Source organism: Anaerostipes sp. CAG:276, assembly GCF_000432215.1.
In the GTDB taxonomy this organism is placed as follows: domain Bacteria; phylum Bacillota; class Clostridia; order Lachnospirales; family Lachnospiraceae; genus Anaerostipes; species Anaerostipes caccae.
In genome coordinates this window covers 156,953-177,019 of sequence record NZ_FR889205.1, presented here as the reverse complement: position 1 = coordinate 177,019, position 20,067 = coordinate 156,953, and the positions used below count along the sequence as shown (strand labels likewise).

At 41.3% G+C, this 20,067-nt stretch carries 29 protein-coding genes and 2 tRNA genes; 26 read left to right on the top strand and 5 right to left on the bottom strand.

The window, feature by feature from the left end; all coding sequences use genetic code 11:
• Positions 1–53: 53 nt before the first annotated feature.
• Positions 54–587: a ferredoxin domain-containing protein gene (locus QVP35_RS14875; RefSeq protein WP_022261349.1), complete on the top strand. Its 534-nt coding sequence runs from the start codon at positions 54–56 to the stop codon at positions 585–587.
• 282 nt (positions 588–869) lie between these two features.
• On the opposite strand, the gene QVP35_RS14870 is transcribed toward QVP35_RS14875, so the two are convergent.
• The 4 genes from QVP35_RS14870 to QVP35_RS14855 all read right to left on the bottom strand — a co-directional run bounded on the left by QVP35_RS14870 (position 870) and on the right by QVP35_RS14855 (position 4,992).
• On the bottom strand, positions 870–2,171 hold the full coding sequence (locus QVP35_RS14870) for a tyrosine-type recombinase/integrase (protein ID WP_006566324.1): 1,302 nt from the start codon (positions 2,169–2,171) through the stop codon (positions 870–872).
• Positions 2,172–2,284: 113 nt separating this feature from the next.
• Positions 2,285–3,247, bottom strand: coding sequence for an Abi family protein (locus QVP35_RS14865; protein ID WP_022261347.1), 963 nt, complete (start codon positions 3,245–3,247; stop codon positions 2,285–2,287).
• Between the two features lie 189 nt (positions 3,248–3,436).
• Positions 3,437–4,297: a hypothetical protein gene (locus tag QVP35_RS14860; RefSeq protein ID WP_006566322.1), complete on the bottom strand. Its 861-nt coding sequence runs from the start codon at positions 4,295–4,297 to the stop codon at positions 3,437–3,439.
• A 65-nt stretch (positions 4,298–4,362) separates the two neighbouring features.
• A complete protein-coding gene (locus QVP35_RS14855) occupies positions 4,363–4,992 on the bottom strand; it encodes a LexA family protein (protein ID WP_006566321.1) in 630 nt (209 codons plus the stop codon).
• 149 nt (positions 4,993–5,141) lie between these two features.
• On the opposite strand from QVP35_RS14855, the gene QVP35_RS14850 reads away from it, so the two are divergent.
• From QVP35_RS14850 to QVP35_RS14840, 3 genes are read left to right on the top strand one after another with little or no spacing between them, the layout of a single operon-like run.
• Positions 5,142–5,369 (top strand): helix-turn-helix domain-containing protein, encoded by a 228-nt coding sequence (locus QVP35_RS14850; RefSeq protein WP_225103759.1) that lies wholly within the window; start codon positions 5,142–5,144, stop codon positions 5,367–5,369.
• Positions 5,370–5,383: 14 nt separating this feature from the next.
• Positions 5,384–6,175, top strand: a complete 792-nt coding sequence (locus QVP35_RS14845; protein WP_022261346.1) for a BRO-N domain-containing protein — start codon at positions 5,384–5,386, stop codon at positions 6,173–6,175.
• Positions 6,176–6,194: 19 nt separating this feature from the next.
• Complete coding sequence (locus QVP35_RS14840; RefSeq protein WP_022261345.1) at positions 6,195–6,611, top strand: hypothetical protein; 417 nt, start codon at positions 6,195–6,197, stop codon at positions 6,609–6,611.
• Positions 6,612–6,683: 72 nt separating this feature from the next.
• Here QVP35_RS14840 and QVP35_RS14835 read toward each other — a convergent pair whose 3' ends face one another.
• On the bottom strand, positions 6,684–6,974 hold the full coding sequence (locus QVP35_RS14835) for a hypothetical protein (protein ID WP_022261343.1): 291 nt from the start codon (positions 6,972–6,974) through the stop codon (positions 6,684–6,686).
• A gap of 70 nt (positions 6,975–7,044) precedes the next feature.
• Here QVP35_RS14835 and QVP35_RS14830 point away from each other — a divergent pair, with 70 nt between their 5' ends.
• The 22 genes from QVP35_RS14830 (at position 7,045) to QVP35_RS14725 (ending at position 20,057) form a co-directional block, all read left to right on the top strand.
• The gene (locus tag QVP35_RS14830; RefSeq protein WP_022261342.1) at positions 7,045–7,275 is read left to right on the top strand and encodes a hypothetical protein; all 231 of its coding nucleotides are present in this window, start codon (positions 7,045–7,047) and stop codon (positions 7,273–7,275) included.
• Between the two features lie 160 nt (positions 7,276–7,435).
• Positions 7,436–7,966 carry a hypothetical protein gene (locus QVP35_RS14825; RefSeq protein WP_022261341.1) on the top strand — a complete coding sequence of 177 codons (531 nt, stop codon included), beginning with the start codon at positions 7,436–7,438 and terminating at the stop codon, positions 7,964–7,966.
• Between the two features lie 109 nt (positions 7,967–8,075).
• Positions 8,076–8,909 (top strand): DUF1351 domain-containing protein, encoded by an 834-nt coding sequence (locus QVP35_RS14820; protein WP_022261340.1) that lies wholly within the window; start codon positions 8,076–8,078, stop codon positions 8,907–8,909.
• 2 nt (positions 8,910–8,911) lie between these two features.
• Positions 8,912–9,547, top strand: coding sequence for an ERF family protein (locus QVP35_RS14815; RefSeq protein ID WP_009290774.1), 636 nt, complete (start codon positions 8,912–8,914; stop codon positions 9,545–9,547).
• Between the two features lie 3 nt (positions 9,548–9,550).
• Positions 9,551–10,120: a hypothetical protein gene (locus QVP35_RS14810; protein ID WP_022261339.1), complete on the top strand. Its 570-nt coding sequence runs from the start codon at positions 9,551–9,553 to the stop codon at positions 10,118–10,120.
• Positions 10,098–10,379 (top strand): hypothetical protein, encoded by a 282-nt coding sequence (locus QVP35_RS14805; protein ID WP_022261338.1) that lies wholly within the window; start codon positions 10,098–10,100, stop codon positions 10,377–10,379. Before QVP35_RS14810 ends, QVP35_RS14805 begins: the two co-directional genes overlap by 23 nt.
• Positions 10,370–10,729 (top strand): putative PDDEXK endonuclease, encoded by a 360-nt coding sequence (locus tag QVP35_RS14800; protein WP_006566308.1) that lies wholly within the window; start codon positions 10,370–10,372, stop codon positions 10,727–10,729. The genes QVP35_RS14805 and QVP35_RS14800 overlap by 10 nt, the downstream gene beginning before the upstream one ends.
• The gene (locus QVP35_RS14795) at positions 10,704–11,471 is read left to right on the top strand and encodes an HNH endonuclease (protein WP_006566307.1); all 768 of its coding nucleotides are present in this window, start codon (positions 10,704–10,706) and stop codon (positions 11,469–11,471) included. Before QVP35_RS14800 ends, QVP35_RS14795 begins: the two co-directional genes overlap by 26 nt.
• Positions 11,464–12,252 (top strand): hypothetical protein, encoded by a 789-nt coding sequence (locus QVP35_RS14790; protein ID WP_022261337.1) that lies wholly within the window; start codon positions 11,464–11,466, stop codon positions 12,250–12,252. The genes QVP35_RS14795 and QVP35_RS14790 overlap by 8 nt, the downstream gene beginning before the upstream one ends.
• 4 nt (positions 12,253–12,256) lie before the next feature.
• The gene (locus QVP35_RS14785) at positions 12,257–12,679 is read left to right on the top strand and encodes a hypothetical protein (RefSeq protein ID WP_022261336.1); all 423 of its coding nucleotides are present in this window, start codon (positions 12,257–12,259) and stop codon (positions 12,677–12,679) included.
• Positions 12,636–13,130: a transposase gene (locus QVP35_RS14780; RefSeq protein ID WP_288187949.1), complete on the top strand. Its 495-nt coding sequence runs from the start codon at positions 12,636–12,638 to the stop codon at positions 13,128–13,130. The genes QVP35_RS14785 and QVP35_RS14780 overlap by 44 nt, the downstream gene beginning before the upstream one ends.
• Positions 13,131–13,230: 100 nt before the next feature.
• Complete coding sequence (locus QVP35_RS14775) at positions 13,231–13,587, top strand: DUF3310 domain-containing protein (protein ID WP_022261334.1); 357 nt, start codon at positions 13,231–13,233, stop codon at positions 13,585–13,587.
• Between the two features lie 22 nt (positions 13,588–13,609).
• Positions 13,610–13,867 carry a zinc ribbon domain-containing protein gene (locus QVP35_RS14770; RefSeq protein WP_022261333.1) on the top strand — a complete coding sequence of 86 codons (258 nt, stop codon included), beginning with the start codon at positions 13,610–13,612 and terminating at the stop codon, positions 13,865–13,867.
• Positions 13,868–14,268: 401 nt separating this feature from the next.
• On the top strand, positions 14,269–14,523 hold the full coding sequence (locus QVP35_RS14765) for a hypothetical protein (protein ID WP_022261331.1): 255 nt from the start codon (positions 14,269–14,271) through the stop codon (positions 14,521–14,523).
• Entirely contained in the window at positions 14,465–14,893 is a 429-nt protein-coding gene (locus tag QVP35_RS14760) for a sigma-70 family RNA polymerase sigma factor (protein WP_022261330.1), read from the top strand. The genes QVP35_RS14765 and QVP35_RS14760 overlap by 59 nt, the downstream gene beginning before the upstream one ends.
• 199 nt (positions 14,894–15,092) lie before the next feature.
• Positions 15,093–15,166 (top strand) — tRNA-Ile (locus QVP35_RS14755).
• 239 nt (positions 15,167–15,405) lie between these two features.
• Positions 15,406–15,488, top strand: a tRNA-Ser gene (locus QVP35_RS14750).
• A 20-nt stretch (positions 15,489–15,508) separates the two neighbouring features.
• Positions 15,509–15,973: a hypothetical protein gene (locus QVP35_RS14745; protein ID WP_022261329.1), complete on the top strand. Its 465-nt coding sequence runs from the start codon at positions 15,509–15,511 to the stop codon at positions 15,971–15,973.
• On the top strand, positions 15,970–16,563 hold the full coding sequence (locus tag QVP35_RS14740) for a macro domain-containing protein (RefSeq protein WP_006566292.1): 594 nt from the start codon (positions 15,970–15,972) through the stop codon (positions 16,561–16,563). The genes QVP35_RS14745 and QVP35_RS14740 overlap by 4 nt, the downstream gene beginning before the upstream one ends.
• A 17-nt stretch (positions 16,564–16,580) precedes the next feature.
• Positions 16,581–17,411, top strand: coding sequence for a terminase small subunit (locus QVP35_RS14735; protein WP_022261328.1), 831 nt, complete (start codon positions 16,581–16,583; stop codon positions 17,409–17,411).
• Positions 17,396–18,661, top strand: a complete 1,266-nt coding sequence (locus QVP35_RS14730) for a PBSX family phage terminase large subunit (RefSeq protein ID WP_006566290.1) — start codon at positions 17,396–17,398, stop codon at positions 18,659–18,661. Before QVP35_RS14735 ends, QVP35_RS14730 begins: the two co-directional genes overlap by 16 nt.
• Before the next feature lie 4 nt (positions 18,662–18,665).
• Complete coding sequence (locus QVP35_RS14725; RefSeq protein WP_006566289.1) at positions 18,666–20,057, top strand: phage portal protein; 1,392 nt, start codon at positions 18,666–18,668, stop codon at positions 20,055–20,057.
• Positions 20,058–20,067 lie beyond the last annotated feature (10 nt).

Below are 20,067 nucleotides of genomic sequence, written 5' to 3'. Positions count from 1 at the left end.
AACGGAAATCATGTGGAAAATGTCATAGTTTAATCAGTCAGGAGGTTGATGAGATGATTTATAAAGAAAAAGAACTGGAAATGGAAGGTGTGCTTCAGACAGCCAGACAGATGTGTACGGCGGCCAGAACCGCACCGAAAGCAAGGGGACTGGATTTTATCCACACTGCGGTAGTGACAGGGGAGGATCTTAAAAATCTTGCCGATGAGACAGAGCGTCTTGGAAAAGAACAAGGTCAGGATTTCTATGTGAGAGATGCAGATAATCTCCGCAAAAGCCAGGCGGTGGTTTTGATTGGGGTGACTTATCAGCAAAGAGGACTGAATGAGTGCTGTGGTTGGTGTAATCAGACAAACTGCCAGGGCTGCAGGGAGAACCAGAGCGTCTGTGTATTTGATCCGTTGGATCTGGGTATTGCATTAGGCTCGGCTGTCAGTGTGGCATCATTAAATCATGTGGACAACCGCATTATGTTTTCTATTGGAAAAGGAGCGCTGTCTTTAGGAATACTGGGACCGGAAGTGAAGGTAATCCTTGGAATTCCACTGGCCGCAGCAGGAAAAGCGCCATATTTTGACCGTAAATAACGATGTCGTTTTCCCAACCGGCTAAATTCAAAAAAGGTCTGAAACGTTAATTTTATCGGGGCTGCAGAGGATTTTTAGGATTAATTTAAAAAAGAGACGGCCGGTTGGGAAAAAAGCTGGAAAACGTTGAATATATCTAGGTTTAGAGATATAATGGAAATTGAAGAATGGCTTAAAAACGTTGGATAAACAAAAACGTTTTAATGTAGATGTGTACGCAGAAATGGCTTAAAATGGTCGTTTCTGCATTTTTTAATAGCGGTAAAAACCCGTCCGAAGTGGTTAATTTGTCGAGTATTTGTCGACAACAATTTTACACATCTCTTTATAATACCACTCCGGTTTCCGGTCCGTGTAGATCCGCTCAGTTATGTCCGTAATGGAGTGCCCGATTATATATTTCAGGGCATATTCGTCTACGTCTGCCTCTTTCGCAACAGTGGCGAACGTATCCCGGGTATCGTGCGGACGGTGCTTTTTATCAAGGCCCAGATCATTAATAATTTTGTGAAACCGGGTTGAATAGATTGCGTATGTAATCGGACGTATCTTACCACGAGAGACCACATTAATTAATCGGTCGCTGCCAAGTTCCTGTGCCTGCTGGTACCTAGCAATAAGAAGCGGTTTTATCCCTGGGTGGATCGGGACATACCGGTCTATTCCTGCGTCTGTCTTGCTGCCGCCTTTCATGCGGTTATTGTTAAGGTCTATGTCCTCTAAGGCAAGCTCACATAATTCGTTGGGCCGCCAACCAGAATAACAAGAAATTATGAGTAGGTCCACGTTCTCCTTGTCCCGATTTTGCCAAAGAGTTTTGCGTTCGGCAGCAGAGAAAGAGAAGTGTGGGTTTTCTGCTTTCGCCGCATCTTTCACAGTCGGCTTGGACAGATTACACTCCCTGGCACAATTCCTGTCTACGATCTCCATTTCTTTTGCATAGTCCAGCATCATAGAAAGCGTAGATTTCATGTTTATCTTTGTTTTTGCAGATGCCTCTTTAGGATTTCCCTTGTTTTTTCCTCTTGTCTCTATTGCCATTCCATTTTCGATACAATTCTTTATGTCCACAATACGGAGAGATTGCACAGACTTCTTATAAATGGACCGGCAGTAAGAAAATGCACTCTTTGCCCCTCTGGCAGTTACGGGCTCCACCTCTTGCTCATATTCCGCAAACCAGAGCCTGTATAAGGTCTCTACGGTCATATCCTTAGATAAGTCCACCTTGCCCTTGTTATACTTAATAAGAGCCTCCATGGCATCCTCATAGGTAGGAAAATACGCCTCCGGCTTGAGAGGCTTTAGGATCGGTCTATTGTATCTGTCTTTTCCGCAGTTGGCTCTAGCGTAAAAAGGATTTTTCAGATCTGTGTGACGTATTTCTGTTATGCTGCCAAAACCGTTCGGCAATTTACGCCTGCGGTTCGGTTTCGGCTTTTTCCGTGGTGTTTTCTTTAGAGGGTATCCGCAGTGTGGGCAAGTTTCCGCCCGGTCAGATACCTTCCCGGCGCATTCCGGGCAAGTCGTGAGTGCCATTCTATCATCCTCCTTACACAAAATGGGTACAAAAATAACAGCCATCAAGGAACTGATGTTCTTCTTGTGACAGCTGCCCGAAGATGATACAATATTTACGAGTTAGCGTATCTCTTCGGAGTTATGTAGTTGCCGTCCGGTTGCAGCCGGGCGGTTTTTTATATTCTTGTTATAGTCACCATTGATGCTATACCAACAGAATCTAATAAGTATTCTAAATCGTCAGGATAAGCAGAACAGTGTCGTTTAATTTCTTTTTCAATAACTTGTTGTAATGAGTGAACATATTCTTGCTTTTTAAATAAAGATAGTGCATATATTAATGTTCCTAATGAATGGGAATTGTTTATATGATTAAAATTTGGTATCAATTCACTTAATTCCTTTTCCGAATCAGAAGTAACACGAATTATAGATTTTGGAATATGATTATATATTCTGTCTCCATGTGCAGCTAAATTTCTGTATTCAAGACACATAAATAATGTATCTGTAAAAAAATTTTTTAAATGAGTATCAATTAATTCTACCGGGATGCTATATATTTTATGTATTAGTTTTTCTTTTTCATTTGGTTTCAGTAATCTGATAAAATTCACCAAGTCACTCAAATATATACCTTTGAATAAAACCCATGGAGGGACATTCCCGTAAGTATCCATGTGGTATTTAATCGGCTCCTTGCTTGAATGAGCAACCTTGTTAAATTTGTCAAGAATAGAACCAAGTGAAAATCGTTTGTATTTTGTTGAACGATTTTGATAATTAGAAAATTTCAAATATTCACTCTGGGTAGATGAAAATGATTCTGCTATCACGTATGAAGTTGCCGCCCTTAAATGACTTTCCAAATCAAGTAGAGTAACTATTAATTGGTTTCTGATTGAATGGTCTAGGGAATAAAGAGATGCAATTTGCTCAAATGTAATACCATCTCTGTATCGTTCTGTAGAGTTAGTTTTTTCTACATAAAAATCTTTGTAGCCATTGATAATTTCATAATATCCATAAGATTCTAAAATAATTTTTGCATTTTTCTCTGATTTGAACACTAGATTTCTTGATTTTAATAATTCTATCTGTTGCTCAATGGTTGTAAATTCTTGTGGTTTTTTCTCCATATACATTCTCCCAAAACAAAAAGAGTCTCAAAACCGAAGTTCCAAGACCCTTTATTGTGACCGCCCAGCAGTCATTCACTAATTAGCTACATTATATCATATCCAAGAGTCTTGTCAAGTATTCACTTTTTATATAATTTATAGGTTCTGCCGTCCGGTTGCCGCCGGGCGGTTTTTCTATTAACTGTTTTATTTGTCATTAAAAATATAAATTGGAGATTCGTTTGCGTCTACACATTCGTATCCGTCATATGTAAAATGTTCTCCAATTAAACTTACCTTATCCCCCTCCTCTGGAAGTGTTCCGTTTCTTTCATTCACAAAACACATTAAATGCTTGCCATCTGCTAGTTCAAAATTAACAGAGTGTGTTCCGTATCGGTAAGCACTTACAAACTGAAATTCCCCATTGACCGAAGAATTATAATTATCCAGCATTTCTTGTCGTTTTTCTACGGTTTCAGGAATTTTTATCACAGATGATACTGTCCCCATGATTCTATGCTGCGAATATTCTGTTGATATAATATCTGATATATTATCGTTAAACTCTATGCTCTCCATTTCTTTTAACGATGGTGATTTTATTTTGCAATCATCAAAATAAATAGATACATAAGGTTCCCCCTTTTCTGTACCTGAATTAAAAAGCGTTCCCTCAACTGTAATATTTTCGCCAGGTTCCAACAAGGCTATTTTTGGAGGGAGTTTAAACTTGGCGAATGAACACATAAACGAATCAGATTTTTCTGAATTTGCCTTTAAAAAAATAGACCCTCCGAGTATTGATTCTAGTTTTCCTCTTACAATAATTTTTTGATTTAGTTCAAAACCGTTCTTTTTGGCGTATTTTTCTACAATATCTACATATTTTGTACTTTTCTTTTCATCATCGCTCCAATATTGTGTTTCTTTTTCGATACTTTTTTCTACCTTAGAATAATTTTTTAATAGATCATCAATGTTGTATTCTTTTACTTCCTTTGAACACCCGCCAGATAGGATTGCTAATGCAAATATAGCAACAATAAACAACAGTCTCTTTTTCATTTTATCCTCCTTATTGTAAAAAAGTTAAAAGCTACATCCCTCTTTATTATTAAGTATATTTAAGTTTAAAATTTTGCGCGTAATTCCTTTACGACCCCTATTATTTTTACAGGCTTGTCCATTATTTCTTTGTTTGAAAAATACATAGGTTCATATGCAGGATTTGTTGAGATAAGAACAATACCATCATTATACTTCTTTAATTTTTTGCAAGTAGCCTCATCACCGTTTACGATAGCAATCACTATATCGTCTGTTTCTGCATCATCTTGTTGTCTAACAATTACAACGTCACCTTCACTAAATTTTGGTTCCATGCTATTTCCGTGTATTTGAAGTCCGAAAAATGTTCCTGTTTTTGCCATATCTTCGGTTATTTCTTCTGTATCAATAATTTCTTCTACTGCATCGATTGGGATTCCAGCGGCAACACGCCCCAAGACATTTATTTCTACGGCATTATGTTTGCGGTTTACAGATCTTTGTTCAACCAAATCGGATTTTTCAATACCAAAGTAATTTGCCATTAATTCTATCTTATCAATCCTTGGATATGTATTCCCCTTAACCCAGTCGGTAAAAGTTGTATATTTTACCCCCAGTGCCTCACACATTTCGTTTCTTGTTTTTCCATTTAGATTCATATAGTATTTTATATTATTCGCCATTATATCCTTGTTTCCTAGTCCACCCATATTCGTCTCCTTTCTTTCAATATTAATGTATTTCTATTATAAGTTTTTACCGTAAAAAAATCAATAAAATTTTAAAAAAATACGATAAAAACGTTGACATTACGTTTAAATCGTAGTATAGTCTAATTAAGCAGAAAGGAGGGATAAGATTGGAGTCAAGAATGACATTAAAGAATGCGAGAGAATTGAGAGGGCTAAAACAGTATCAAGCCGCTAAAATGCTAGGAATATCTGTAGATACGTTAAGTAACTATGAAAGAGGAAAATCATATCCAGATATACCTGTTCTAAGAAAAATTGAAAAATTGTATGGCATTAAATATGCACAGATTATTTTTTTACCTCTAGATTACGATAAAACCGTAAATTCATTATAAAAAGAAGGTGAAATATGAAAGATTTAATGATTTTTAACAATGATGAGTTTGGAGAAATCCGAACAGTAACTATTAACAACGAACCTTGGTTTGTAGGAAAAGATGTGGCAACCGCACTTGGGTATAAAAACACAAAAGACGCATTAATCAGTCATGTCGATAAGGAAGATAGGCGGATTATTCAAAGGTCGGAAATTGCGACCATTGAAAATCACATTCCAAAAGAAGCATTTCCGGTGAATTTTATCAGTGCCGAAATTCCACCACGTGGACTTACAGCTATCAATGAATCCGGTTTATACGCTTTGATTTTTGGGAGTAAACTTTCAAACGCAAAGAAATTTAAGCACTGGGTGACATCAGAGGTACTCCCGTCTCTTCGTAAAACAGGTTCTTATAAGATACAAAAGGAATTGGATGTGGATGAACGACTTAAAGTTATGAAAATGAATGCACAAACCAGAATGGCACAGACTTTTTTGAAACTTGCAAATGTGGATACATTATCAGAGACATATAAGAATGTCTTGGTATCAAAAGCAAGTGAGGTATTAGCAGGAGAACAGATCATTCCACTTCCGGCCATTGAACAAAGAAAAACATACTCAGCAGGAGAAATTGGAAACATGTTTGGGGTGTCATCGAATAAGATCGGAAGAATTGCGAATCAGAATGATCTAAAACAACCGGAGTACGGAGAGTACCGGAGGGACAAAAGCAAATATTCAAGTCATGAATGTGATACATGGGTATATTTTGATTCAGCGGTCCCAGTGTTCGCAAGTATTTTAAAAAAATCCAAATAAAAGGTAGGTGATATAGAAGATGAATCTGCAAAAAGAAATACAGCAAATAGAGGATGCAGAAAAAGGGTGTGAGGTCAAAAAGGCTTTGGCTGGTGCGCTAGAGAAGGTAGAAAGAGAATTTACGGAGGAAATGATGAGTAAAGAATTAAGAAGCATCCACATGGACTTAGATAAGAATATTTTTGAATTAAACGGAAAGCGATTAGAAAAATGTTCGTTCCTGAACATCATGTATGATAACGGAATATGGTCTGTTGAAATTACAAAAGATGAAATCTATAAAAGTCCAATGGATCACGTGATGGAAATTAAACACGAAATTGTTTTAGATAAACAAGGCATTGCGCAAGTCGTTGCAAAAGAAATTAACCGTCAACTTGCGGCAAATTCTGAGAGTACAAGATCAACGAAGTTTGGAGGAATGTATAAATGTTAAGTGTAGCATTGTTCTCTTTAGCAATAGGAATGGTTTGTATTTCAATCAATACCTTCATTTTTGTAAAGAGGCTTACAGCAATAGAGAAATTATTATGGGAGCAACGGTCGCTATTAGAGTCAAAACACCAAGAGTAATCAGAATATTGTTGATTCGATGCTGATATTTAGATTCTTTTTTTGAATCTTCCTGCATCTGTCGCAAAGCGTTTCGAGCCTCAAATAAACAATCATCTTTTGCAGCTTGATATTCTGCGCGTGCAATAATAGACTCTGTCACACGTTCTTGGTGGCTATTCACGACAGAAGAATCATCTTTCGTAAATTTATCAGTGTCAATATTCACAAAATCCTTTGGTTCCATGGCGTAATCCTTTCAACGATATTTAGAAAATTATAACATGGAATCCAACAAAGAGAAAGGGGTGATAAACATGGAGTATCCAAAGAAGGTAATGCGGAGGACAGAGCTTTTAGAAATGGGATTTCCGGAAGAACTGCTGGACAGGGCGTACCGGGAAAAGGGGCAGACCTTTGCTCAAAAGATCAATCCCACAAAGCGTAACAGCGCCATTGTATACGACACCGCAGGGTTTGAGCGGTGGCGGATGAAACAGATACAAGTAGAAAACAGGTCTTTGCAGCGTGGCTGCGGGGCGATGTAAATGAGGGGATGCGATGGGTAAAGCAGAACACTACATGGCAACAGCAATCAACTTCGCTGGCTGTCTGCTGGCTCTGAAAGGGCATGCTTGGCTGGCTGTGTGTTGCTGGGCGGCAGGAATGGCGTGGGAATCAAACATATAGAACTTAGGAGGATGGAAGATGAAATATAAAGTTGGAGATAAGGTTAAAGTGCGTAAGGATTTCAAAACTTGTGACACTTATGGCGGGTATTACGTGACAGACAATATGCACAAGCTGGCTGGGAAGACAGTAACTATTTCGGATGTTTATGAATGCAAATATGCGATTTGTGAAGATGACAAGCGCTACTGTTGGACAGACGAAATGTTCGAGCCGTCGGCAAAGGATCTTATAAAACCAGGAAGTGTTGTAGAAACTCGAATGGGAGGGAAATACCTGTATCTAAACGATGTATTTTTAAGCGAAAACGGAGGTCTGTGCTTAAACGCTCTGGGGCTGGAAGAATATACTGACGACCTGCTCGATAACGACGGAATATGCAAACATGATATCCAGAAAATCTACAGGACTTCAGGGAGAAAAATGAGGGACCTGTTCACGGATGAATATCTTACCTTGGTATGGAAACGTGAAGAACCAAAAGAAATGACACTTGAAGAAGTAGAGAAAGAACTGGGCTACCCGATCAAGATCGTCAAGGGAGAATGAGATGCAGAAACTAAAAAAGCCCCTTCGGAACGGCAACTCCAATGGGGCAAGAACAAATAAAAAATATATTTATACAGTGTTAGTATAGCACAGATCGGAGGATTTAACAATGGCAGAACTTACAGTACAGGTAAAACAGAAGGTTGGGAATATCCAATTCAATTATGAAGAAATAAAAGAAACTCTAGCGGCACAAATGGATCTTTATAAGGATGCGCAGTTTTCCGAAGACACAAAGAAGGACGCTAAAAAAGAGGTTGCGGCACTCCGCAACATGAAAAAGGCCATTGACGAGAAACGGAAAGAAGTAAAAAAACAGTGTCTTGTGCCTTATGAGGATTTTGAAGCTAAGTGCAAGGAGTTACAGGGGCTGATTGACCAGCCGATCAATCTGATCTCCTGCCAGATAACTGCTTTTGAAGAAAAGAGAATCTATAAAAAAAGAGAGAGAATCAAAGAGATTTTTCAGGAGGTTTTTGAGGGAGCTGAGATTCCGTTAGAGAAAGTTTACAACCATAAGTGGGAAAACAGCACCTATTCTATTCCAAAGATCCAGAAAGAGATTCAGGACATGGCGGTTAAAATTGCCATGGAAATGAAGACGATTGAATCATTAAGAACGGACTGTACCGAGGATGCAAAGGAAATCTATCTTAATAGTCTTGATCTCACAGAGGCTATTTCTTATGTAAACGAATATGAGGAAACCAAACAGAAGGTACTTGAAAAGGAGAAAGAAAAGCGGACGGCAGTTCCCGAACCAGTCCCGCAAACTGTGAGTGATGCAATAGTGCAGCAGGCCGCAAATAGTGCCGAGGTTCCATTTGTTCAGCCAAATACAAAAAAGGTTGTTTACACCGTTGTTGCTACGGATTCGGAAATTGAACAGATCGAAACTTATTTGAACAGTATAGGAATCTTCTTTGACCGGAGGGAGGTATAAGGATGGCAGAGAAAAAAACAGTCGGTATACAGACAAAACTTCTAATGGTGCAAGCGGATCTGAAAGCTCCGAAAAACCAGTTCAATAAGTTTGGAAACTACCATTACAGAAACTGTGAGGATATCTTAGAAGCGGCAAAGCCATTACTGCAGTCTGTTGGTGCCAATCTTCGGCTGACGGATGATGTTGTGCAGATAGGGGAGCGTTTTTACATAAAGGCTACGGCAGTCTTTACGGATATAGAAAGCGGAGAAACGATTGAAAACTCTGCACTGGCGAGGGAATCTGCTCAGAAAAAAGGAATGGACGAGAGCCAGATCACCGGGGCAACAAGTTCTTACGCAAGAAAATACGCCTTGAACGGTCTTTTCTGCATAGACGATGTAAAAGATGCAGATCACGATGGAGGGGCACAGAAACCACCACAGGGACCGCAGAAAGTAAGCAAAGATATGGTAAATACGATCAATGCGGAATTAAAAAGGACGAATATAGCAACCGGAATTATTTTAGAAACCTACAAGGTAAAGAAACTTGCAGATCTGACCATAGAGCAATTTAAAAATTTTATGGGCCGAATGGAGAAAACGCCGGATTATATGCCTCCCAAAGAGGACATACCAGATCCGAAGGAGTAGGTTATGGAGTGTACTGGAAAACTAGGTGGCCTTGGCATAGATTACGTGTCAGGCCGCCAGCGGCTGGAAATTGAATTAAATGAGGATGTGCGGAAAGAGTATGACCGATTGAAAGACAAAGAAAAGTTGTCTGTAAAGATCGTACAGTACAGAGAAAAACGAAGCCTTGACGCAAATGCCTACTTTCATGTCTTAGTAGCAAAGATTGCGGATGTTACCGGGCAGAGCAATATTTATGTAAAAAACAAGCTTATATCAGAGTATGGGGAATATGAGCGTTTGAACGGTAACATTGTAACTCTTCCGTTGGATGACGACATAAGCGCATATGACGTTGAGTTCATTCACTTGCAGCCTACGACAGAGACGCATATGAACAGCGCAGGGAAGGTATTCCGGGTAAATCTGGTCATGAGAGGATCGCATACCTATAACACCAAAGAGATGTCCCGGCTGATCGAAGGGACCGTGGAGGAGGCCAAGAGCCTTGGCATAGAGACAAAAACGCCGGAAGAGATCCGGGAAATGGAAGAAAGGTGGGGGATGAAGTTTGAAAAGCGTACTACAGACTGAAAAGGTGTGTTATGTCTGCGGGGCAGAACAAGACCTACATTGCCACCATGTTTTTGAAGGAACTGCAAACAGGCGAAAATCCGAAGAACACGGCATGAAGATCTGGCTCTGTGCCTGGCACCACAACATGAGTAATTATGGCATACATTTTGATCCGGTCCTCGACCTTGCAGTTAAGATGGCAGCACAAAAGTATTTTGAAGACCACATAGGCGACCGTGAGGCATTCAGGAGGGAGTTTGGCAAGTCATGGCTATAAACAGTAGGAGTAAAGGGAAAAAGGGAGAATTAGAGCTTTCTAAGATTCTCCGGGAGCATGGATACGACACCCGCAGGGGCCAGCAATACTGCGGGGCTAACGGGGACGCTGACGTGGTCGGCCTACCGTACATACATATCGAATGTAAGCGGGTAGAGAAATTGAATCTGGATGCCGCAATGGCTCAGGCACGTAGCGATGCAAAGGAGAGCGAAAAGCCAGTTGTAATGCACCGGAAAAACCGAGAGCCTTGGAAAGTTACCATGTTGCTCGATGACTGGATAGAACTATACCGGGAATGGGCGGCAGGAAAGGAGTTAGAGGATGGCGAAAAGGAAAACACTGAGTAAAAAAATAAGATTTGAAGTATTTAAAAGGGATTCATTTACTTGCCAGTATTGCGGAAGAAGTGCCCCTGATGTGATTTTAGAAGTAGATCATATCAATCCGGTAGCGAACGGCGGAGACAATGACATCATGAATCTGATTACATCCTGCCGAGATTGTAACCGTGGAAAAGGTAAAACAGAATTATCTGATTCAGAGACAATCAAAAAGAAAAAGGAACAGCTTGATGAGCTAAATGAAAGAAGAAACCAGCTAGAGATGATGCTGGAGTGGGAGCAGGGATTACATAACTTTGTTGAAGATCAGATAGATGCAATCGAACAGTTTCTACAAAGTACTTGCGGTCAAGGATTTTCAGAATACGGGAGAAAATGGTGCAAGGGCTTGATAAACAAATTTGGCTTTGAAGAAGTGTATGAGTCCTCTAAAATTTCTATGGATCGGTACTATGACGGTGACGATGAGAGCACGACAAAAGCATTTAATTATATAGAAAGAATCTGTTATTCCAGAGAAAAAGAAAAGAACAATCCATATTTGTATTATATCAACTATATAAAAAAGATCTGCAGAACCAATTTTTCTTATGTGGATGAAAATAAATTATTCAAATGGCTTACGCAGCTGATCCATTCCGAGAGTGATTTTCAGGAGATAAAAGGAATTGTTATTGACTGTGCAAATTGGACTCAGTTAAAACGCCGGATAGAACCCTTGTTGGAGGAGCGTGGTATAGATGCCTAATCGCATTATCAAGGAATCCATCAGGACCAGCGACAGTATTAACGACCTTACATGGTTTGAAGAAGTGCTGTTTTATAGGCTGATGGTCAGTTGTGATGATTACGGAAGGTTTGATGCGAGGATACCAATCATAAAAGGCAGTTGCTTTCCATTGAAAAATGTCACTGATAATCAAATTGAAAATGCTCTTAATAAGCTATCGTCGGCAGGTATTGTGACCACCTACACGGTTGAAGAGAAGCCGTATCTGCAAATTGTAGCTTGGGAGAAACATCAGACCATACGGGCAAAGAAAAGCAAATACCCGTCATTGGATGAAGCTGACGCACAGATTATTACACATGAAAGCACTTGCAAGCAGATGATTTCAGATGTCCCCGTAATCCAATCCAATCCGAATCCTAATCCAAATACAATAAATACATTGTGCAAGGCTGACGCAAATGCACTGTTTGAACGCCTGTGGAAAGCATACCCGAATAAACGGGGAAAAGGCCAAGTGTCCGATGCAAAGAAACGAAAGATCGCTGAGATTGGCGAGGAGGAAATGCGACGGGCTATGGCGAGGTACATCGAGGATCTCAAACAGGACGATTGGAGAAAACCGCAGAATGGATCAACATTCTTTAATTCCGGATATGTAGATTACCTTGATGCTAATTATGAGAAGCCAAAGGCAGTTGTGAAAAAAGCCAAAGATCAGTTTCACAACTTTGAGGAACGTGACTATAACTATGACGAGCTGGAAAAAAGACTGTTTGAACGGCAGATAGGAGGATAAGAGCATGGAGCAGATAGGATTTTTCGATGCAATCGGCTGTAATGAGCCGCCGGAGCCGAAGCCGAAGAAAAAGAAGGGTAAGCCGCTGCCAGGTAGCCTGCCGGACAGTGCAAAGCAATATTTTGCGGAGCAGGTGGCAAAGGAATGCAGCAAAGAAGCCCTAAGCGTCGGTGACAAAATAAACATGGAAAATCGTATATATGCCTGGATGAAAATTCAAGGGAGGGAACTTACAGCGCATCAGATTGCAGAGGGTATGTTCTACGAGGGGATACATTACAGTAAGGAACGGCAGTCTGTTGCACCAAGGTTGAAGGGCCTTGAGGAACGTGAGCTTATTGAAAAGACAGGGCGCAGGGTTTTTGACCGGGAGACCGGGGCCAGTGCCGGGACATATAGAGTTGTGGAGGGCGGCGTGGATGAATAGAAAGAGATACACAGACGCTTTCAAGGAGCAGGTGGCGAAAGATCGCAAAGAAAACGGTATGTCCGAGAGAGAAGTTGCAGAGAAATACGGCATAGCAAAAAGCACTGTGCACTCTTGGACCACGGCGTATTATTCCAAAGGGCAAAAGAAACAAAATAACGGCGTACGATTCACAAAAGAGCAAAAGGAAAAGGCTGTTTTAGAGTATGTATACGGTAAGACAAAGAAGGAGATCGCCAAGGAATATGGCATTTCCCTCTGGCTCTTAGATGAATGGGTAGAAGGTTATTTTGAACGCAAGGAGCAGGAAATAGCCGAGGAAAAGAAAATAGAGAAAGAAGAGGGAAGGCCAAGCATCTTCCGGGAGCGTAAGCACAGAGACAGAAATGGAAACTTGCTTAGGACGGTGTATCCATCATCATCCGCTGCATATGTCACTTGGGCAAAGTAGGTATTTACCCATGTAGGGTCTATATATATCACAAACGTAACTTAGAAACCAGTAGGCATCCTGTTTTACAGCCCGCTCCGGCGGGCAGGAAGGAGGGAATATGAAAATACAAGATAAATGGTGCGGAACATGCTATTTTTACGATGCTATAGAGAAAACATGCCGAAATTGTGAAAGTGTAATAAGCGGGGCTATTACAGAGAATCATAAATGCAAATATTGGGAGGGGAACGAGGCGGATCCGGTAAACCATCCAGATCATTACACAAGCGGGGAAATTGAATGTATAGATGCACTAAAGGCAAGCATGTCGCACGCCGAATTTTGCGGCTTTCTAAAGGGAAATGCAATGAAATATTTGTGGCGGTATGACAAGAAAGGAAAGGAAACAGAGGATCTGGAAAAGTCAAGGTGGTACTTGGATCGGCTGTGGGCAGAAACTAAGTCAGAGGTGTAAGTTAAGATTTAGGAGGGAAAACATGACTGAAAAAGAAAAAATAGAAAGTGCCCTAATGGTTGTCGGGCATCTAGAAGAAATGCTGAATGGACAATACCCTGGAGACTTCCAAACGATTCGGGGGCTGTTAAAAAAACAAATTCCTATGAAGGTAGAGGAAATTCATGTTGATGAATATTTTTGTCCGGCCTGTGGATCACAAAGCAACTGTGGTGATATTTGCTTGATCGGTGACAGGTATTGTCCAGAATGCGGCCAGGCGCTTTATCAAGAAAACTGAAATTTTATGAAGGAGGCAGAAGAAACCACCGATCTTCCCGCTTCATATAGCGCAGGATGACAGTATTCTGCCTGTCTCCTACCAGAACAGTGCATGAGAAATCAGAACCGACAAGAGGCAAGTGATTTATAGTTTTTACACTCTCTATTTTAACAGTTTCAGTATACGTGGAAGAATCGTATTTAAAATAGAGCGGCTTTACACCGCCATCTCTGCTGAAGCTTGCGATCACGGAGATCGGGGCCCCTGGAGGGGTAAAAGGTTCTTCATATTCAATTCTGCTTTTCGGTGTAAATGGCATATTAAACTCCTTTCTATTTAATATTATAAAAACATATGTTCTTATAATCTATATGATATTAGTGGATAAAAAGGAGATTTGTGGAGAGGAGAGAAACTGAATGATAGAGATACTTATAATCTGTTTTATTGTCTACTGTATTTTAGATATAATCCAGATAAAAAGTAATTATAAAAAGCAAGATATATATAAAAGGATAGTAGCGCAAATAACAAAGCAAAACGAAATTCTTCTTGAGGATGTTAATCTTAATAAAGAAATTATAAATGTTTTGACTGGGAAGGAGGGACCAAAGAGTGACGAAAAAGAAACTGAAACAGTATGGTGCACTCAGAAAAGAGATCGAGATTATTGACGACAAACTTGACAAGCTTTATGAGAGGCAAAGCAATATACCGACCGTTATGGGCAAAGTAACAGGTTCGAGCAGCGAATTTCCGTACATAGAGGTTCACACGACCGTACAGATGGATGAACCAGGAGAATCAGATTCAGTAAAAAAATTGATATCGATTAAAAAGGCACGGAAAAAACAGGTGAGTGCCGTAATGATAGAGATAGAACAGTTTATTGCAGGAATCCCGGATAGCATAGATAGACAGATATTTGAGCTTACATATCTTGAGAAAAAGAAACAACGGGAGGTTGCGGAGATTGTAGGATTGGAGCAGAGCAGTATTTCAAAAAGAATTACGTCATATCTGAAACTTTCATACAATTCATAAAAATATTTGATATAATTATAATAGAGCAACTAGAATAACTGTAACAGTTGTTTTTCTTGCATTCCTCTTAACGTTTTGTAGCTGGGTGTCACGGTGGCGCCGCTGTGGCAACCAAGCTAAACAACGACGGAAGCTGTATTAAAGCTCCAAGTTTTTTGAACGTACTCGGGTGTCCTTCGGGCCCCGGGTCTTTTTATATGGACATTTAGCTCAGATGGTCAGAGCAGTCGGCTCATAACCGATCGGTCCGGGGTTCGATTCCCTGAGTGTCCATTTTTACACCTAGACGGCAGTCCAATAAAAATCCACGGTGCGGGCTGCAAAAAACTAATTCGTAAAAAATGTTGTATTTGCGTGGAAGATGCAACATGCGAATACTCTGGAGTAATTAAGGAACGTGCGTACGAAACGAGGGCGCACAGGTGGTTTTTAAGGAGCAAAACTTTACAACTGTAATGGGTCTTCTGTGTTCTATCCTATACAAAAAATAATTATTCGAAGAACACAGGCATGGAGAATTGGCAGAATGGTAATGCGCCCGGTTGCTAACCGGTACACCGGAGACGGTGCGGAGGTTCGAGTCCTTCATTCTCCGTTGTAGAAAAGGAGGTAAGTATGCAGAAGGTAAATGTATTAGGAACAGAGTACACGATCAAAATGGATGTGCCACAGGAAGACATGCCTCTAGAATGTGACGGATGTATGGATCATTCGATTAAAGAAATATGGATCGCAGACTTTGGAGAAAGCGATAGAGACAGTATCAAGGATCTGGACTCTTACAGGAAAAAAGTTCTGCGACACGAAATTGTTCATGCGTTTTTGTACGAGAGTGGCTTATGGAGCAATAGCGGCAATGTGAAAGCATGGGGACAGTCAGAGGAGATTACAGACTGGATCGCATTGCAGTTTCCGAAGATGTTGCAGGCATTTATTGATGTGGACGCTATTGACCTGCCGGAGGGCAATATTGTAACGAAAGAAGTCACAGTTGATTCAAGCAAAGTTGCTAAAGCTGTAATGGAAAATGTAAAGAAGCAACTTGAAGAACGCACATATTATCCAAGAGGGTGTTCATGAAACTGTATTTATTAGATTTGAATAGACATATGACAGAAGCATGGAAAAAAACATTTCAATACCAAAATGTTGAGATTGTTACTAGTGATTTTCAAGTTTTCATAAAAGAGTATAAACCAGAGGCAATCGTAGCGCCTGGAAATAGTTTCGGAATTATGGATGGCGGGCTGGATTTAGAAATAAGAAATTATTTTGGAATGAAGGCTCAAGAAGACTTGCAAAGAAAAATACAGAAAGATTGGTATGGAGAACTGCCGCCTGGAAGTGCAACAACAGTCAAAGTTGGAGGTAAGTATCTCGTATACTCCCCGACAATGAGAATACCAGAAATAGTTGTAGATAAATCCGTTATCTACAACTGTATGAGAAGCAGCCTTATTGAGCTGAAAAAACTCGGAGTACAGACAGCCATGATCCCAGCGTTTGGAGGGGCAACAGGGGCTGTGATGTATGAGGAAATAGCAAGATGCATGAGGTATGCATATGAACAGATATTTCTGAACCAGACAGTTCCTCTTGTAACAGTGCTGGAACAGCTAAGTTACAACGAAGAAGAAGTAGAGGCATGGATTAGACAGATGGGAAGATAACAAGAGGTGAAAGAAAAGTGCCACGAAGTAGAAGCCCGGATTCAATAAAAGCAGAACGGATGTATAAAAGCGGAATGAATCTGGTAGACATAGCAAAAGAGATAGGAAAGCCACCGGGAACCGTAAGACGGTGGAAAAGTACTCAGGGATGGGATAGCGAACGTTCGGGTAAGAAAGCGAACGTTCGGAAACAGGAAACAGAACAGAATATCAAGGAGAGAGAAGCCATTGCGCCGGAAGTGGAACAGGTTATAGACAACCCGAACCTCACGGATAAGCAACGGCTTTTTTGCTGCCTATACATAAAGTGTTTCAACGCAACCAAGGCATACAGAAAAGCATACGGGTGCAGCTATGAAACTGCACTCACAAACGGCCCAGGGCTGCTCAGAAATACACGAATCAAAGAGGAAATACAGCGGCTCAAGCAGGGTAGGCTTAATAAAGCGATGCTGGAAGGACCAGACGTATTTCAATGGTATTTGGATATTGCCCGGGCCGATATAACCGACTTTACCGATTTTGGAAACATGGAAATAGAAACGGATAACGGGCCTATGACCATTTCCTATGTCAATATAAAGGATGCTAGAGAGGTAGACGGTACATTACTCTCAGAGGTATCAAAGGGCAAGGACGGGGTAAAAGTGAAGCTGGCTGACCGGATGAAGGCCATGCAGTGGATCAGCGATCACATGGATCTTGCGACACCTGAGCAGAAAGAGAAAGTCAAGCTGTTGCAGGCGCAGCGTAGGAAGTTGGAAGACGATGGGCCTGAGGAAACCGAGGATGATGGATTCATCGAAGCACTAAAAGGGCAGGTGGATGATCTATGGCAGGAAGAATAAAGAAAGCTGTCTTTAAATTCCTTCCATTTTCTAAGAAACAGAAGCAGGTCTTTACCTGGTGGCTGCCTAACTCACCAGTGCAGAAGCAGGATGGAATCATTGCGGATGGTGCAATCCGGTCGGGAAAGACGCTATGTATGTCACTATCATTCGTCATGTGGGCTATGGAATGTTTTGACGGTCAGAACTTTGCTATGTGCGGAAAGACCATTGGCTCTTTTCGTAGAAACGTGCTGTTCTGGCTCAAACTTATGCTGCGTAGCCGTGGATATAAAGTGGAAGATCACCGGGCAGACAATCTGGTGGTGGTCACACGTAAGGGGAAAGCGAACTATTTTTATGTGTTCGGCGGTAAAGACGAACGTTCACAGGATCTCATTCAAGGAATTACCCTGGCTGGGGTTTTCTTCGATGAAGTGGCACTGATGCCGGAATCCTTTGTAAATCAGGCAACAGGGCGTTGTTCGGTCGATGGATCGAAGTTCTGGTTTAACTGCAATCCAGATGGACCGTATCACTGGTTTAAAACAAACTGGATTGACCGGGCAGAGGAAAAGAGGCTGGTCTATCTTCACTTTACCATGGAAGACAACCTGTCCCTTACAGAGCGTATCAAGGCCCGTTATCGGTCCATGTATAGCGGAGTATTCTATAAGCGGTATATCCTTGGCCTGTGGGCCGTAGCAGAGGGCATTATCTTTGATATGTTCGATGCGGAAAAGCACATTGTAAATGGATCACAGGAGAGCATAGGAAGCAGGTATATAAGCATCGACTATGGTACTCAGAACGCCACGGTGTTCCTGCTGTGGGGAAAGAACCTGAAAGGGAAATGGATTTGCAGCAAGGAATACTATTACTCAGGCCGGGATGAGAGCAGCCAGAAAACGGACAGCGAGTATGCAGACGATCTGGAAGAGTTCACGAAGGGTATAGACATAGAGAGGGTGATTGTCGATCCTGCGGCTGCTTCTTTTATAGCAGAGTTAAAGAAGCGAGGATTCCGGATCAAGAAAGCCAAAAATGATGTGCTGGACGGCATCCGGTTCGTGGGAAACATGCTAAACCTTGGCGTGCTGCTGTTCTCGGAGGACTGCCAGGAAACGATTAAAGAGTTTTCCTCTTATATATGGGACGATAAGGCCCTGGAACGTGGAGAGGATAAACCGATTAAGCAGCATGACCACTGCATGGATGCGGTACGGTACTTTGCATATACGATCATCCGAAGAGAACGGAAATGGAGTTGATGAGGTGTTAGGATTTATCGAAAGAATAAGGCAGGTGATAAAAAAGATGCTTGGGAAAGAAAAGGTCAAGGACGCTTTAGGCGTGGACGTGGCTATTTCGGACAGAATGGGCCAGGCAATAGAACTATGGGCTAAGATGTACGAAAATAAGCCTCCCTGGGTAAAAAAGAATGTACTAAGTTGTGGCCTGTCAGCAGCAGTTGCGGCAGAGATGGCAAGACTGGTCACTTTGGAATTACAGACAGAGGTAAGCGGAAATGATTTCTTAGATACCGAATACCAAGCGGTTATAGAAGACATCCGCAGATATTGTGAGTATGGCTGTGCAAAAGGCGGACTTGCCTTTAAACCATATGTGACAGACGGACATATCGAAGTGGATACAGTACAGGCAGACAGATTTTTCCCGACTGGATACAATAGTCGGGGAGAGATCACGTCTGCTGTATTCGTAGAGACGCTTAACAAAGGGAAGCAGACATACACCAGACTGGAACTCCACGAGTGGAATGGCAGTAGCTACACGATCCATAACAGAGTGTATGTAAAGAGCGATACGGATACAACGGAGAACCTCGGGCGGGAAGTTTCACTCACTGCGGTGCCGGAGTGGGCGGATCTGGAACCGGAAACGAACATCGAGAACGTAGAAAAACCACTGTTTGCTTACTTCAAGGTACCAAACGCAAATAACATAGACGATCAATCGCCGCTTGGCGTTTCTGTCTATTCTAGGGCTGTAAGCGACATAAGAGAAGCAGATCGGCAATGGACCCGAATTGTTTGGGAATACGAAGGTTCGGAACTTGCTGTGGATGTGGATAATGGCATGTTCAAGAAAAATGAAAGAACCGGAGAGTGGGACCTACCGGAAGGCCGTGAAAGGCTATTTAGGATCATGGATTTTGAAGACAACGATGAAAAGTATAAAGTATACTCTCCAGCGATCAGAGACGAGAGCCTTTTCAATGGATTTAATAACATCCTACGTCGTATAGAGTTTAACTGTGGTCTAGCATACGGAACACTGAGCAACCCGGAAAATGTTGACAAGACAGCCGAAGAGATCAAAGCAAGTAAACAGAGATCGTACAGCACGGTATCAGACATACAAAAATCTTTGCAAAAAGCACTGGAACATTTAGTCTATTCCATGGATGTTCTGGCGCAGCTTGGCGGGCTTCCCGGAGGGAAAAAGTATGAACTATCATTCAACTGGGATGATTCGATCGTAATAGATAAGGAGCAGGAACTCTTATCTATGCAGCAGGACGCAACTGGCGGATTCATTCGTAAAGAGCTGTATGTCGCTAAGAAATACGGTGTTTCCGAAGAAGAAGCACTAAAAATGATGCCATCACAACAGAATAATCCGTTTGGTATACAGGAAGAGTAGGTGATAGCTT